The following is a 15,427-nucleotide window of genomic DNA, read 5'->3' as shown; positions in this document are numbered from 1 at the left end:
ACAAAAAATTTGCATAAAAGACTCAGCAGGATTTTTTTCCACGCATTATGTGTATTATTTTTCCATCGTCAAGAGTATATCTTACAGCAATTATTCTTTCTAATGGAATCTCATAACATGGATTGTTTACATTATCATTTGATACCATCGTCTCTTTTGCGACAAGAACGTTTGATTCGGGAGCTGGTTTGAACTGCTCAAAAAGCATCTTGGATATTGCAGTCCGGATAAATTCTTGGCTTGTATACCCGTCTTTTTTACAAGCTTTATCAATGCCTTGGATCATGGCATGTGGAAGATCTAGTGTTAACGTATCAGACAATCACATGTAAGTACTGATTTTCTATAAATAAGGTGCTCTGCAATTTTTTTGATTAACAGTATCCAAAATGGAAGAAATATGTGTTTTAGCGCATATTTCTTAGTGCGTGGCTACTTTCTATCTTATTAACCAAAAACTCTAGAGAAAATGGCTTTTGGATTATCTCTACGTCATCTTTTAGAAATATCGAGGCGTCATCTAGAATACCGTTTCCAAAGGCCGAGACAAAAATTATCTTTTGATGAGGGCGCAATTCCAAGATTTCTTTTGCTACTCGCACTCCATTCTTCTTTGGCATTACAAAATCCAGTAAAATTACATTGAATGGATCCGCATCAGATCGATTCTCGTCAAGTTTTTTCTTGTATATCTCAACACATGCCTCGCCATCCTTTGCTATTGTTATGTCATGTTGGTGTTTCTCGAAGATTTTTTTATACTGTAGTCCTGCAAACTCGTTGTCGTCTGCGGCTAAGATGCGTAATCCCATTTGCTGTCATGTTTGATTTAACTAATTTGTTTGATTAAGATTCGTGTGTTCACTCTGAACATACTTAATTCATTATTTTTTCATGCAATTCTATGGCATTTATATGCCGCATAATTGGGATTGTGAATTTGAATGTAGCGCCAGCTTCTTTGTTGTTATATGCAAAAATATGTCCACCATGCGCATTTATTATTTCTCTACTAAGATATAACCCAAGTCCATTACCTTTCCAAGATTCTGTTTTGGGTCCTTTTGTTATGAACTTGTTGAACAATTTTGGTAGTATCTCGGGATGTATGCCTTGACCACAATCCCTTATGGTGACTTCGACCAAATTCTTTTGTAAATTATATCGTATAATGACTCGTATGATTCCATCCTCAGTAAACTTTAATGCGTTATTTAGTAAATTACGAACCACCTGGCCGATTCTCACTCTGTCTGCTTCTACATCTATTCCTTTTTCAAGACTTGTTTCAATTTTTATTTTTTCATTTAGATTTAATCCCTGTGATGAAGTTATCTCCAATAGAAGGTTACTAAGATCAAACTTTTCATATGATAAATACAATGATCCATTGTCTATTCTACTAATGTCTAGAATTCTGTTGGCTATTTCTTCTAATTGTCTTGCTTGTTTTGATATTCCAGCAAGAGCCTCATCTGCTCCAATGTCTCCGTTTTGTGCAAGTTCCACAAAACCGTATATTGGGTGAAGAGGACTCTTTAACTCATGTGATGCAACGTTTATGAAATCATCTTTTAAAATATTCATCTTTTCTAGTTTTTTGTTTGCTTTTTGAAGTGACCTTGTCTTTCTAATCACCTCTCGTACCAAGTCTTTGTTTATCAAATTGAGGAAATATCCCAAAGCTAAGGACATTATCCCAGCTGACGTAATTATTATCAACTGCCACGTAAATGCTTTCTGCTTGCTCTCATCAACTCCTGCGTTAAGATTGTCAGTTAATTTCTGAACTTCGTCATTTAACAGGATTATTCTCAGGCTAATTTGGCTCTGTTGTGTTTCCAAACCTGTTACAACAGAATTCAAGTTATTTGTGTTACCTCCATATGTACCAAAGATCTGATCTACTTTCTGCACGTATTGCAAATGTGCTGATTCTATATCATTTAAGTTTGTACTCAGAGTTGAAATATTCCCTGCAGTTCCATAGTCTGATCCATAATTTAGAAATGTATCTATCAGATCTTTGATTTTTTTGACTTCATAATTCCACTCCTGATCATGTGACTCGAATTGGCTTTTTGAAATTTCATAGTTTGCCTTGCTAGACATTTTTTGATATGTTACCATGTCGGAAATATCATGTTGTTGCATTTGCTGTATTGCATATATTCGTGTTACTTCTTGACTCACCGGCATGTTCAAATTTGATAAGACCTTCATCTGGTTTGTAATCGCATATGTTGTAAAAGCATTAAGGGCTAATGCAAGACCCAACATCATTATTATCATTGCAACTGATATCCCAATTCTTAAGCTGGTGCTTGTCTTGTGATTTTGCAAAATCAACTATCTCCTAGAACATAGTTTGATGTTATGCATGAACTATCACCTGTTTAATATTTACAAACTAATTTGTATGTCCTTATGTGTATAAAACAGACAAACAATCAATACTTTCATTTTTGTATCAACCAGTTCTGCTTGGACCAACTGGGACCGAAGTGCCTTCGTATCCATCCCACCCTTTGAATCCTTGTTTGGCCTTCTCTCTCCATAGATAAATTGGCCAGCCTTCAATTTGTGTGATTAGGGCTTGTAATGTAAATGGTTTGTTCATGACCTCAACTGTCTCACTTAATTGTCTGAGTTTTTTTATCAGACTGTTACCATATCCTGTTATGAAGATTATTCTTTGCTTGAAATTTATTTTTTGTATCTCTTTTGCCACATCAATTCCATCCATTCCTGGCATGTTTTGGTCAAGTATGACCACATCAAAATATGGTTTTTCATTATCAGTGCCTTGTTTTACGTAATCATTGTATATCTGTAGGCATTCAATACCATCTCTTGTTGTTATTACTAGATGTCCTCTTTCTTCTAGTGCAATTTTATACGAGTCTGCCAAATCTTTGTAATCTTCTGCTACCAGTATCCTCAGCGACCAATCTTTCAATACTTTTAACAATATTACAATCTAATTTAGTATCTTGTATGTTCAAAGTAAACAAATTGGAAATATCAAATATTTTTGAATTCTTACCCTGCTCTGCTAGGGCCTACTGGAACTGACGTGCCGGTATGTCCATCCCACTCCTTCAATCCTTTTTTTAACATTTCACGCAATTTTGAGACTGGCCATCCTTCAACTTCCGCAAGCAAAGCTTCAACAGTAAATGGTTTATTCATAACTGATGCGTTACTTGTTAATTGCTTGAGCTTTTGTATCACCTCTATTCCGTATCCAGTTATGAAAAGTATTCTTTGCTTTGAATTTACTTTTTGAATTTCTTTTGCAGTCTCAATTCCATCCATTCCTGGCATGTTTTGATCAAGTATGACCACATCAAAATATGGTTTTATCTGACCGTCCATTTGTTTTGTATATTGTTTGTATGTTCTTTGACATTCTATACCGTTTCCTGTCATGATTACCTCGTGACCTCTTCCTTCTAGTGCAATTTTATACGAGTCTGCCAAATCTTTGTAATCTTCTGCAACCAATATTCTAAGAGTCACGTGATTCCATCTACCCCAAATTACTTAGGAGTTTGTGTGTTTTAATCGCACAGCCTGATATTCACATCATATCAATTATAGTCGGTCAGACTTTCAAATATTTCTCAAAATCTGTTTCATTTTGCAAGAATGTGACATATCTAGAATCTAATGAAATCATGTGCTCAATCAATGGTATTAGTTCCTTCTCTTTTCCTTGTTTGAGTGTACTGAATGATTTGCAATATAATGCACTAGCATTATTCGGGTTTGATTTTAAAACCAAATCATAGTGTTCTATCGCCTCGTCATGTCTTTCTAAAGAAGCTAAAATTCTTCCAGCTTGTAAGATCACTTCCTTATACTGAGGATTTTGATTTATTATTGATTGATAGCATGTTAGGGCCTCATCAAAATCGGACAATGATTCTGATGCAATTCCCTTACTGTATAGTGCAGGTATGTATTTTGGATAAGAATTCAATATGTCGTTAAAATACATAATTGCTTCCTCAAATTGCCCAATTTCAAATAGCATCATGCCTTTACTATATGAGCCTAATTTATCAAATAATGATTTTCTATGTGATAAAGCAGATGCATGATCCGGTTTGATATTTATCACTGATTCATAACACTTCAACGCCTCTTCAAATCTTGACAACGATTCCAAGGCAACCCCTTTGTTGTACAATGCAGACAAGTGTACCGGGTTTATTTCTAAAACCTTGTTCAAATATGTGATTGCTTCTTTAAATTGATTCACCTCCAGTAATAACACACTCTTGTCAAACAATGCCAAAACATGTTTTGGGTTTATCATTACTAGTCTATCCAACGATGTTATTGCTTGGTTGTATCTTCCAGCCCTTGCATCAAGCACACTCTTGCTGTATAATGCAGATACATGGTCTGGTCTTGCATCCAATATTGTTTCATAACACTTCAACGCCTCTTCAAATCTTGACAACGATTCCAAGGCAACTCCCTTGTTGTATAATGCAGACAAGTGTCTTGGTTTTGTATCCAGCACCTTGTCAAAACATGTTATTGCATCTGTACATTGTCCTGTTTTGAGATGTAATATTCCCTTGTTATACTGGGCCAAAACATGTTTTGGGTTTATCTCTATTATTCTATCTAATACTTCAGGCGAACAATTGGTATGGCATATCTTATCACAGAGCATTTTTTCATGATGTAATGCAGATACGTGGTCTGGTTTTATCTTCAATACAGCCTCATAGCATTCTAGTGAATCAGGGTATTGTGCTAAAGTTTCTAATGCAATGCCTTTGTGGTATAATGCTTCAACATGCCTTGGTTTTGTATCAAGCACCTTGTCAAAACATGTTATTGCATCTTCAAAATTATTCTTTTTTAGTAGAATGATTGCCTTATCATAGTACGCAGTCGAGTTTTTGGGATCTATCGTGACTAGTCTATCTAAGGATATTACTGCTTCATCTTGTTTTCTAAATTGCGTATCAATCAGACTCTTCTTATATAACGCAGATACATGGTCTGGTTTTATCTTCAATACAGCCTCATAGCATTCTAGTGCTTTTTTCGGTTGGTCTAATAATTCATACAATCTCCCCTTGTTGTAATGAATCTTGAAATTACTAGGGATGATTAGTAGCATAAAATCTAAAAGTTCTAATGCCTTTGAGTATTTTTTTGAGTTATAATGAAAGTTTATCATGCCGAAAAATACTTTATCGAATCCATGTTGTTTTCTTATCTCTTTAAGTAATGATTTTCTTATAATTTGCTCATAAAGTATTATTTCAGGCAGACACCTTTCAATATTAATTGGTGTTTGTGACTGGATCAAGTCAAAGTCTGTCAATAGTCCTATTGAGGACAATTCCTTTTCCAGTATCCTTGTCATCACATTTAACTGAATGTGTGTTTTTTCATCCTCCAGACTCATATGATCATCCACGATGAATGATTGTAAAATTTATCATTCATGTAGAAACTATACAAGAGTAGTTTAAAAACACGTGATTGTTTAGATGTGATGAGCTTTCGCTGATTTTGTAAATCTACTCTTTAATTTGACAGCTTGATAGTGGTATTGCCATGCTGTCAAAAAGCTTGCTCAACTCGCCTGACTTTACAATACATATTACATGTAGAAGTGTATCGTTAAAACTAGTCTGATTAATGCCTGTAAAGTTACTTTCTTTGATGCGGTCCAGAGATTTGGTCAGATTTGCCAATTCACTGGGCGAAAATGAAAGACTAGCATTGAAATTTCCCATCGTCTTGTTATTCAAAAATTCTTGTAATGTGTTGGGAGTTAGATCAAGTGTGGCATTGTCCCCTAGAATTTTTGATAATTGTTCTGGACTCATGTTAAGATTCGTGCTGTTGCCCATCATTTCTGACAGTTGTTTTGGAGTTATCGTCATTTCTGAATCTTGCAGGGTTGTACTGTTGAGGTATTTTGACAATGCTGAGTCGTTTCCTAGAATTTTTGATAACTGTTCTGGACTCATGTTAAGATTCGTGCTGTTGCCCATCATTTCTGACAGTTGTTTTGGAGTTATGCTTAGGTTAGTATTGTTTCCAATCAAATTGGCAAGCTGTTGCGGTGTAATCTTTATCACATTGGTCATATTTGCATAGCTTGGAAACTGACTTGTATAGTTTGATGGGAGTGGTTGACCTGTGTTCACTGTAGGGATATCAATCACTTCAAGATTGTTTGAAAATAGGCTTGAAACATAGAGTTTGTTTGTTACTGGATTTATCGCTAGGTATTGAGCAGCAATACCTGAATTGAATTTATTTATGACAGTATTCGTATTTCCATCTATTTCAAAAATTTCTCCAGTCTGTTCGTTTGTCTGGAAGATCTTGTTTGTTAGAGGATTTGTTACTATTCCCCACGAGCCAGCATTGGTAGGTATGTCTACTATCACATGATTATTAGTTCCATTTATCACTGAAACTACACCTGCTCCCCAATGACTTACGTACACCAGATTGGTTACTGGATTGACTGCAATTCCCCACGGACCTCCATCAGCATGTATTGTGTCAATTACACTATTGTTAGAACCATCTATGACTGAAACCGAATTTGAGAGACTATTTGCAACATAAATGCGATTGGTTGTTGGGTTTACAACAATCCCCCATGGTCCGCTTTGCACTGGGATGTTTGTGATCAAACTGTTTGTCTCGCCGTTAATTACAGAGACTGAATTTGAAAGTAGATTTGTAACATAAATCTGGTTGGTAGCTGGATTCACGGTAACTCCCCACGGATTGTTCGCTACCGCTACATTTGCAATTACCTTGTCAGTGCTTCCGTTTATGGATATGACATTGCCCCTTAGTCTATCTGTTACATAAATAATATTTGTAGTGGGATTTACATCAACACGTGCTGCTCCAGTGTCTGGAAGTATTGATCCTTGATTGAGTTGAATGTGGTCTACAACCTTGTTTGTAAAGCCATCAATCGTATCTAGAACACCTGTGACTGAGTTTATGGCATATATTTTATTTGTAGTAGGATTGATCCCTATTCCTCTGCTTCCCCAGCCAATGTCTATGCTGGTCGCTGCGTATGCTAGGTGGGCTGAAAGGCTGCTTGCTACAATAATACTTATTATGAATACGTATTTCTGATTGTTCAAACCTTACAGTCTTATTCTTTTTCTCGTTCATATAACAATCTGCAATAATGTTTATAAAAATGGTTCCAATTTGGCCTGTTTTCTAGAAAAAAGCAAGAACTGAGAACTCTGGCGTTTCTGTTGGGATGATAGGCCAATCCTCAGATCTAACATGTTTAATCAGTAGTTTTAGATTAATCTATGTCTGTTTAAAACAAACGAGCTACGGTAAATTAGTATATGTAAGACATTTCTGTTATGTCTATGCACATTCTGATAGCCGAAGATGAAAAAGATCTTCTGGATCAATATAAAGACATGCTGGAAGACAAAGGTCACAAGGTGACAATCTCTAAGAATGGGGACGAATGTGTTAAAATTTATCGTGTAGAATATGAAAATAATAAAAAATCAAATGATCTTCTTCCTCCGTTTGACGCCGTTATTTTGGATTACCAGATGCCGCTAAAAAACGGGCTTGATACAGCAAAAGAAATTCTGGAAATGAACTCGCACCAGAGGATAATATTTGCCTCGGGTTTTGTTCAAGAGACTTTTTTTGAATCTATAAAAAATCTCAAGCAAATAACAGAGATAATGAAAAAACCATTTCACCTACAAGCATTGGTGGATACGCTGGAAGACAAGGAGATTTATCAAAAACTTGAGAAACTAAACGTGGATATAGCTGCAATTAAAGAACTCAATCCATCTCATGCTCAGATTAAAGCATATTTTGATGTATTATGTCAGTTACAAAAGGGACGAACATTCTAAAGTCTTGACATGATGTCATCATGTCACAATGCGAAAACTATGCAATATTGCAAAAATCACTAGGAGGTTTTGTACCGTTGTATAATTTCTCTAGTGCGTTGATGTCACACTCTGATATGTATGAATTATCTGTTGAAATTGATTCACGCATGAGATCTTCCATATTACTTGTAGATGGTAAACCTAGTGCATGCCCAAATTCATGTCTTACGATGGATTCTATTTGAGTATCAGTCAGATTACCGGCATCATATATGGTGATGAATACCTTTAGTATCTGGTTGCCGCTTACTATTGTTTTTGTAATTCCATTGTATCCATCAGTGTTCTTGATTGTGGAAAGTGTTATGACTATCTGGCCATCACCATTAGGGGACTGGATTATGTTGAACCTCTCTGGAATGTAGTGTTTTGTGTGAGATGTAGCCTGTAGTGCACCTTGCCACCCGATGAAATATTTTGTGATTCCAGAATTTGAATGATATGCCTGAGAAGTATCTCCCGACATTGTTTCTGTTGACATTATTGATTTTTCTACTGCATTAATCTTTTGGTTGCTTACCTTGGCACTGTTTTCTATATTTACAACCAATGGCATTTGTGTGCTGATATTCCAATATTTGAAGTCGTTTAGCGTACCTCCTTGAAGGTTTTCTGTCACGTACCGCGTTTTTATGTGTGAATCTGTGCCTGATGGTTGAATTACATAATTTTCTGCCACAAAAAATAGCAAGATGACCACAATGGGCAATATCAACAATTCTACCTTGAGTATAGCTTTTGCACTCAGCTTCTGAATTCTTTTTTTAACTAGTATGATTTCGTGTGAAACCATGTTTTGTTTTTGTAGTAATTCACTGATTTCTTGTTTGGGTTCAAAATCTAGTTGCTCTTTTTCTGATTTTACTTCATCTTGTAGTTCTAATAGTTGGATGTACTCTGTGGTCTTGTTAAGCTCGTTTGTTAAATGTTCAAGATGACTACGTAAGTGTTTTATGGAATTTTCCCTGGTTTGCATTCTTTGGGTCATGTTTGCTCATTCTCCTATGCTAATGTTGTAATAACATCCCAAGGAGTCAATACGTTATTCTGTGTCATTACAAATGCATTTTTCATTCCTAACATTATCTTACACATCTCAGGTACTGTGATATTGTCAGATATTATTCGACCATTCTTCAAATTCAATATGCTTGCCTTAGAATCCAGAAAGTCGTCAACATCCTCAAGATAGTTTAATTCAGATATTTTTTCAAATATCATCTGCGGAGTAACAAATAATGGTGTTTTCTCCAAGATCACAACATCAGTATTATTTCTTAACATTTCACCTATTAGAAAACCTATGCTATCCTCTTTTTGAAAAGTAACAACTTTTTTTGATGGTATGTCTGCAACTTTTATTCTTGTGTCACACAGTATTCCAACCTCTAGTAGTCGTCTTGCTGAAATTGTTGAAAATTCACCATCTGTTGTTTGCACTAATGCAAAATCTCTTCTAATGTCATTCATTCTTTTTAGTAAATCATAAACTCGCATTTTTGCTGATACCATTTCTAAATCTCTGTTCATTATGTTGTTTACTGCCTGTTCTGAAAAAAAAGCATGATTCGGGTTTGAATACAGGCCTTGTAAAACTTCTCTACTTCCAACCATTCCAACTGGAGTATCGTTTTCCATCACTACCAAATTATTGGTATGCGTTGCAAGAAAGCGTACTAACATGGATGTTGCTACCCAAACTTTTTCCTTACTTTCAATTGTTGCCATTGATGAACATACCAACAAGTGTGGTAAAATCTCCTCAATTGTACAATGATTGAGATCCTTGCCCAATGTGGAAGGAGAAAAAAGTATTGACTCTTTTTTATTGTGATTTTTCATTTTATCATATATCAAGTCATGTAAATCGGTTAAGAATCCCCTGACCATCTAAAATGCTCCTGAGGCGAAATGTTTGTTTAAATAAATGTAAGGCTTCACAAATCTTAATTAAAACTTTGAAATGATATTTTTTAGTATGTTCGCATTGAACAGACTTGTGTTTGGTTTAATTATTGGAACACATTGTTTTTGAAAATTTAAACATCTAGTGTTTGGTCGGTCTTATTTTGATTGCGTGTTTATGCGCGATGACATTTTCTTAAATGATGGTAAACTCTTTCTCTTGATTAAAATACCGCTTATCACAATTGTGCCAAGTACCATTATTGGTAGCGTGTCAATTCCTCCAACTTTGAATGTTTTCAAATTTTCCTGGATGTTTCCAAGTGGTGATAATTTTGCTGCCGTTACATTGACACCTGACGCATATACATTGGTTCCATTAATGTTTATCAGTGTACTTGCATGTGATGGAATATATCCTAAACCAGTTGCGTTGACATTTAGATTTATGGTGCTACTATTGGAATTTGCTAGTAGGACAATATTTGCGGTTCCATTCTGATTTGTCACTGCATCGCTATTCTGGATAATGGCACCACTTGTTTTCCACTGTATCATCATATTCTTTAGTGGATATCCATGATATTGTGCAGTGACGTTCGCAATTAATGATTCTCCAGGCAGGGTGGATTTTGGAGCTTCTAGACTAAGGGTAGGAGAAAAGCTATCCACCTTAATAACATAAGTAGAAAGTGGCATATCATTGGCAAATACTGATACCTGTGATGTTCCAGTAGAACTTGGAGTTACGTCTAATGGTGCATAGTATTGTCCTTTCGCAATTGTGATGTTTGTAGGAAGTGTTAAAACATCTTTGTTGCTTGAAATGAGTTTTAGAGTGATGTCCTTTTGAGCAAATACGGGTTTTCCATTAGAATCCAAAATCTGGATTACCAATGCATTTTGCATATCCATAAAAATTGGATTTGGGTAATTCAAAACCACCTGTGAAGGTGAATTGCTGAACGATTGTAATGCAATGGAAGTCTGACTATTATCCGAAAGTATGTTTACAGTCGAAGTACCAGATTTTAAAGAATTGGAATCTGCCAAGATTATCGAGTCACCTTTGTGGATCATAGTCTGTTTGACTGAAAAATAATTGTTAGGTATTACTTCTAGAGCAGAATCATTTGTAAAGTAAACCGGCATACCTGTAGAGTCTGTAGGATATGCTGCAATCGGAAAGTTTGTGTTGCTCAATATCTCTGGCACCAAAGACTGTACCTTGAGCGAGTTACTTGCTGGCAATGAAATTACTGGACTAACAGTCTGATCATTGTATGTTACAACGTGTAATGATATTGAAACGGGAATGGCGGTACCCACCTTGGCAAACACTGGTGCAACACCTGATCCTTTGTTCAGTATCACATTATCAACTGCAAGCGAATTTGCATCAGACGAATCAATCTCTATCTGCATGTCGTGGCTTGCTATTATTGGATTTCCATTTTCGTCTTCCAAATGTAAAACTCCAATCAATTCATCTTTTCCAGTTGCTAATATTGGTAAAAGATCTATTCTAGCTGATTTGTCATCATAAAATTTAGTTGTAAATGTAGTTATCTGGCTTGGCCCGGAATTGACATATCCATTTGGCGTCGATGATAAGACATTGTATGTTCCATTTGCTCCTGCACTGACAGCGATGTTTGTATATCCCCAATAGGACCCTTTCTTTATTATTATTGGTGCATTTGCTTCTACATTTTGTATTATGGGACTTGAATTTGTCAAAATTGCATTGGGATTATTTATGTTCACTGGAATCACAATGTCTTTTTTTGCGGGAGTAAGATTTCCAGAAGCATCTGTCAACTGCGCAATAGCATAAGATGTCGAAGATTGATAATTGTTGATCTTTTTAGGATATACATACATGTGTATTATGGGCGATCCTATTTGATTAACGGTAACGGTAGCACTTGAAGACTGGAGTGAGTCGGCAGATGCAAATATTTGTGTAGTTCCAATTTGCATTACTTCAAATTTTTCTATTCCGTAATACTCTCCTGCTTTTATCAAGAGATGGGTGTCTGCAAGTTTTACAACCCTGCTATCTGTTGTATCCAGATTGACAAGAATGTCGTTTTTTGCAGTAGCAGGTGAACCATTATTATTTATCAGTTCTACTGTAAAATATCCTGTATGTGGACCATTAATTGAAAAAATTGACGGGGTTGATTGAACAGCTAGTTTCACTGGATAATTTTGATTTCCGTACACGGTTATTGGAACCTCTTGAGAGACAAAACCCGGTGCACCAATCTCAATTTTTGCACTGCCCTGTCCTACTGTCTTTAATTTAATATTTGTAATGAAATTGTCGCCAGATTCCACTCCTATTACCTGTATGATTGAGGAATCCGTCGAAGAAAATACCATGTTTTCAATTTTTTGAGGGTATATGTTGCCACTATGTAAGGCATACACTTGCAATACTCCATCCGAATTCTCGATTAGTTTATCAGGCATTATTCTTACTCCGAAACTGTAATCACTATCGGCATACGATTTCATGATTCCAACACTGAAAATTATAATTAGAATTAGAAATATAGTCCTCAATGCTATGCAAAATACCTTAAAATGTGATATAAGATGGTGTGTGATTAATCTGAACGAAATTTAAACTTCTAAAACTAAACTGGAAAACCTTATGCGGATTGATATACAACTTCAATGGGTTTTGATTTTTTCCACAAATGCTCACATAGACTAAAGATGTTGTTTACAATCTCTGTAGAATTTGTGTGAACTATGGAATCTGCATCATCATTTAGATCCATGGTGCCTTTCATTGAACCAGACATTACAATCTGTTTGTCTTTTTCTGCAACCATTCTTCCCTTAGATGGCAGCTTGCCTACTCTGGTATCAGTTGCACCAAGTTTCTGTACCAAACTGATCGCCTGTTTGTTTTCAACTTCCGTGATTATTCTGACTTCTCCACCTTTTTTGATACAATCTTTTATCTTTTCAGGTATTGCGGTATGGTACATCCTCATTATGTCTTCTACAGTACTTACTACATATACAACATCACTTGCTTCGTTTATCAATTTTCCAATTCTTGCATAAATATTAGATCTGCCCTGTATGATTGAAAATGATGACATGGAATTGTCTGGAGTGGGGCGTTTTAATTCTTCAAGATTGGCAACAACCTGTTTTGACAGTTTTTCCATCGTTGTAATCTCGTCTTGCTTTTTCTGTATTATGCCCTTGAATGCTTCTTCTGGATTTACTGACTTGCAAATTGTAGGATTTGATAACGTAGTTGTAATCAACCCTAGGTTTCGTAACTTTGTAAGTGCTCGATATGCCTTGCCTCTATCCACATCTAGTTTTGCAGAGAGGCTTCCAACTGTGACCTCTCCAGTTCGGAGCAAACCCAAGTAAATTTTGGCATCATCTCCTTCTAAACCAAAGTACTTTAATGTTGAAAATAGATCTTCTTCAGTATTCAAAACAAAACACTCCTAAAACTAGAAAATTCATGATCGAAATAATGCATAAAAAGACAGGAGGATACTGCATTTTTATCTATTTTAAGCATGGAACTGCCCTCCGTTTGATATGATTTGAGTTCTGAACTCTGATACATTGTAGATCGGATTCTACTTTTGTAAGTATATAAGTAGATTGATCCCACGACATTCCTTTTTTGTCTAATGCCATTGACAATTGTTTTATAATTCATGGTTAATGAGAGGAAATTCATCATAGTGATGTAGAATCATACAGTGATATGAGCAATTGTTTGTATAAAATAAACAAACGCAAACAGGGAGAGAAGCCGTGCTTGAGAATATTTTTATTAAAAATAAATTTTAGATGGTACGAACAATTCCAGTTATCATATTTTAGGAAATATCTTGTCATTGTTGTAATACACAATGAGTCCATTGGAGAAAACAATAATGTCTCATTATGTCATATCATTAAATTAAAAACTTTGAATATATTACAGTCTTCAAATACTAGTAGAAATGTCATAAGTTACATGTTAGATTTATGATCTGCCATATCTGATGAAACCAATGATTGCGTCTTACTTTGAACAATATTATGAAATACGAAAGTAAACACGACATCATTTTACATCATATGGAATTATGCGGCAAGACGATATCAATGCGGATGTTTAATTCTTGATATGATTGATCATGTTCACTGGAAAATGATTCCAAATAATTAGGCATATCAGTAAATAAATTTGAGAAATCTTAATTTATTGATGAATGTAACTTTCTCATCATTAGTATGCCTCTTGATGTAACTGATATCCGAGTTATAATGGCACTACTAATGTTAGGAATTGCATCATACACCGATATCAAAAAGCGAGAGATAGACGACAAGATATGGATGATCTTTGGTGGACTGGCAGTATTCCTTTTATTTTTCACGCCCAATATATTTAATTCTCTTACCACAGTTGGATTTTCACTAATCATAGTACCGATTGCAATATTTGTTTGGCGCATTGGTTTTTTTGGAGGTGCGGATGCTTTTGCACTGATTGTTCTCGCCGCACTTGCTCCTGAATCTACCTTTTCTATCTCTCAGGTGAATCCATTTACTACATTGTTGAACACTGTATTACTTTCAATAATTCCAGTGATAGCAAACATAACAAGAAACATCATTTCAATACTAAGACATGAAGATATCTTCAAGGGTTTTGAAAATGATACCAGAAAAAACAAAATAATTGCCATGTTTATAGGACATCGTTCAAAAAATCCAAAATTTAGTTTTTCCATCGAAAAAAGAGAAGGAGGTATGCGCAAGTTGGACTTTGCATTAAAAAATGCGGACAATGGAGAATTTTGTTCTTCGCCGGACACTTGGGTTACACCTGGAATTCCATACATGATCTATATTTTAGGAGGGTTTATCATCCAACTTGTTTATGGAGATGTAATCATTAACATTATCAAGACATTTTATTGATGTCCATTATTTAGCGTCTCTGGGTTTTCTAATCTAAGGTTTATTAGTTGTAAAAAAAAACGCCTAGTTGTGAAACTAAAGGTTGCAATTGCAATGGCAGTTATATCCATAGTGATGCTTTGCATCTATGGCGCAGACGTAATTGTGGCCAATGGCAGTAAAACGGGATTTCTCCCAATGGATGTATCTGTAAGAGGATCAATTTTTGGAATAATTCCGTCAGCAATGCTGATAATATCTTTCTTCATAACTAGGAAAGAACCATCTAAAAAACTAGGGATGCTAATAATAATTGGTGGTGTGCTGATACTTGCTGGCACTGGAATAATCGTTGCAATGCAGAGTGCCCAGTCTCAAGACACTCGTGCTATTCGAGAAATGGGCGCCGTTTTAGGGATAGGCATCATCATTGCCATTTTGGGCGCAATTAAAATACGAAAATCATAGATTTCCCAGCGTAGTCATTAAGCTAGTGTGTGTCTAAAGAAATATTCAAAGACAAGGCCATGCAATTAACCATGTGGCAAATTGTTCTAAATGTGGTCAGGATGTAAGTAAAACACATGATTGTGAACATACTGGTGGCCATGAGTATTGTGTAGAAT

At 35.5% G+C, this 15,427-nt stretch carries 14 protein-coding genes; 3 read left to right on the top strand and 11 right to left on the bottom strand.

The features are described from left to right. Positions 1–22 precede the first annotated feature (22 nt). The 7 genes from BQ3481_RS02930 to BQ3481_RS02900 all read right to left on the bottom strand — a co-directional run bounded on the left by BQ3481_RS02930 (position 23) and on the right by BQ3481_RS02900 (position 7,157). Positions 23–322, bottom strand: a complete 300-nt coding sequence (locus BQ3481_RS02930; protein ID WP_157926897.1) for a ribbon-helix-helix domain-containing protein — start codon at positions 320–322, stop codon at positions 23–25. 85 nt (positions 323–407) lie between these two features. Continuing rightward, positions 408–812 (bottom strand): response regulator, encoded by a 405-nt coding sequence (locus BQ3481_RS02925; protein WP_157926896.1) that lies wholly within the window; start codon positions 810–812, stop codon positions 408–410. 64 nt (positions 813–876) lie between these two features. Next, positions 877–2,343 (bottom strand): sensor histidine kinase, encoded by a 1,467-nt coding sequence (locus tag BQ3481_RS02920; protein ID WP_157926895.1) that lies wholly within the window; start codon positions 2,341–2,343, stop codon positions 877–879. A gap of 127 nt (positions 2,344–2,470) precedes the next feature. Continuing rightward, the gene (locus BQ3481_RS02915) at positions 2,471–2,959 is read right to left on the bottom strand and encodes a response regulator (RefSeq protein WP_157926894.1); all 489 of its coding nucleotides are present in this window, start codon (positions 2,957–2,959) and stop codon (positions 2,471–2,473) included. An 83-nt stretch (positions 2,960–3,042) separates the two neighbouring features. Then, on the bottom strand, positions 3,043–3,522 hold the full coding sequence (locus BQ3481_RS02910; RefSeq protein ID WP_157926893.1) for a response regulator: 480 nt from the start codon (positions 3,520–3,522) through the stop codon (positions 3,043–3,045). Between the two features lie 85 nt (positions 3,523–3,607). Then, the gene (locus tag BQ3481_RS02905) at positions 3,608–5,437 is read right to left on the bottom strand and encodes a tetratricopeptide repeat protein (protein ID WP_157926892.1); all 1,830 of its coding nucleotides are present in this window, start codon (positions 5,435–5,437) and stop codon (positions 3,608–3,610) included. 115 nt (positions 5,438–5,552) lie between these two features. Next, positions 5,553–7,157: a YncE family protein gene (locus BQ3481_RS02900; protein ID WP_157926891.1), complete on the bottom strand. Its 1,605-nt coding sequence runs from the start codon at positions 7,155–7,157 to the stop codon at positions 5,553–5,555. Between the two features lie 243 nt (positions 7,158–7,400). Here BQ3481_RS02900 and BQ3481_RS02895 point away from each other — a divergent pair, with 243 nt between their 5' ends. Next, entirely contained in the window at positions 7,401–7,913 is a 513-nt protein-coding gene (locus BQ3481_RS02895; RefSeq protein ID WP_157926890.1) for a response regulator, read from the top strand. A 37-nt stretch (positions 7,914–7,950) separates the two neighbouring features. Here the strand turns inward: BQ3481_RS02895 and BQ3481_RS02890 are convergent, their stop codons facing one another. The 4 genes from BQ3481_RS02890 to BQ3481_RS02875 all read right to left on the bottom strand — a co-directional run bounded on the left by BQ3481_RS02890 (position 7,951) and on the right by BQ3481_RS02875 (position 13,333). After that, the gene (locus tag BQ3481_RS02890) at positions 7,951–8,943 is read right to left on the bottom strand and encodes a matrixin family metalloprotease (RefSeq protein WP_157926889.1); all 993 of its coding nucleotides are present in this window, start codon (positions 8,941–8,943) and stop codon (positions 7,951–7,953) included. Positions 8,944–8,957: 14 nt separating this feature from the next. Beyond that, entirely contained in the window at positions 8,958–9,845 is an 888-nt protein-coding gene (locus tag BQ3481_RS02885) for a CBS domain-containing protein (protein ID WP_157926888.1), read from the bottom strand. Positions 9,846–10,019: 174 nt separating this feature from the next. Further along, a complete protein-coding gene (locus BQ3481_RS02880) occupies positions 10,020–12,383 on the bottom strand; it encodes a hypothetical protein (protein WP_157926887.1) in 2,364 nt (787 codons plus the stop codon). A 137-nt stretch (positions 12,384–12,520) separates the two neighbouring features. Then, positions 12,521–13,333, bottom strand: coding sequence for a TrmB family transcriptional regulator (locus BQ3481_RS02875; protein ID WP_157926886.1), 813 nt, complete (start codon positions 13,331–13,333; stop codon positions 12,521–12,523). 796 nt (positions 13,334–14,129) lie between these two features. Here BQ3481_RS02875 and BQ3481_RS02870 point away from each other — a divergent pair. Beyond that, positions 14,130–14,822 carry an A24 family peptidase C-terminal domain-containing protein gene (locus BQ3481_RS02870; protein ID WP_231911846.1) on the top strand — a complete coding sequence of 231 codons (693 nt, stop codon included), beginning with the start codon at positions 14,130–14,132 and terminating at the stop codon, positions 14,820–14,822. Between the two features lie 69 nt (positions 14,823–14,891). Continuing rightward, positions 14,892–15,269, top strand: a complete 378-nt coding sequence (locus tag BQ3481_RS02865; protein ID WP_157926885.1) for a hypothetical protein — start codon at positions 14,892–14,894, stop codon at positions 15,267–15,269. Positions 15,270–15,427: the final 158 nt, after the last annotated feature.

The sequence above is a fragment of the Candidatus Nitrosotalea okcheonensis genome (assembly GCF_900177045.1).
Lineage (GTDB): Archaea > Thermoproteota > Nitrososphaeria > Nitrososphaerales > Nitrosopumilaceae > Nitrosotalea > Nitrosotalea okcheonensis.
This window is presented reverse-complemented; position numbering and strand designations above follow the sequence as displayed.

Excerpts from the sequence above, each read along its gene's own strand:
- BQ3481_RS02925 (WP_157926896.1), bottom strand. The coding sequence starts at position 812 with ATGGGATTACGCATCTTAGCCGCAGACGACAACGAGTTTGCAGGACTA.
- BQ3481_RS02905 (WP_157926892.1), bottom strand. The coding sequence starts at position 5,437 with ATGAGTCTGGAGGATGAAAAAACACACATTCAGTTAAATGTGATGACA.
- BQ3481_RS02895 (WP_157926890.1), top strand. The coding sequence starts at position 7,401 with ATGCACATTCTGATAGCCGAAGATGAAAAAGATCTTCTGGATCAATAT.
- BQ3481_RS02890 (WP_157926889.1), bottom strand. The coding sequence starts at position 8,943 with ATGACCCAAAGAATGCAAACCAGGGAAAATTCCATAAAACACTTACGT.
- BQ3481_RS02885 (WP_157926888.1), bottom strand. The coding sequence starts at position 9,845 with ATGGTCAGGGGATTCTTAACCGATTTACATGACTTGATATATGATAAA.
- BQ3481_RS02880 (WP_157926887.1), bottom strand. The coding sequence starts at position 12,383 with ATGAAATCGTATGCCGATAGTGATTACAGTTTCGGAGTAAGAATAATG.
- BQ3481_RS02870 (WP_231911846.1), top strand. The coding sequence starts at position 14,130 with ATGCCTCTTGATGTAACTGATATCCGAGTTATAATGGCACTACTAATG.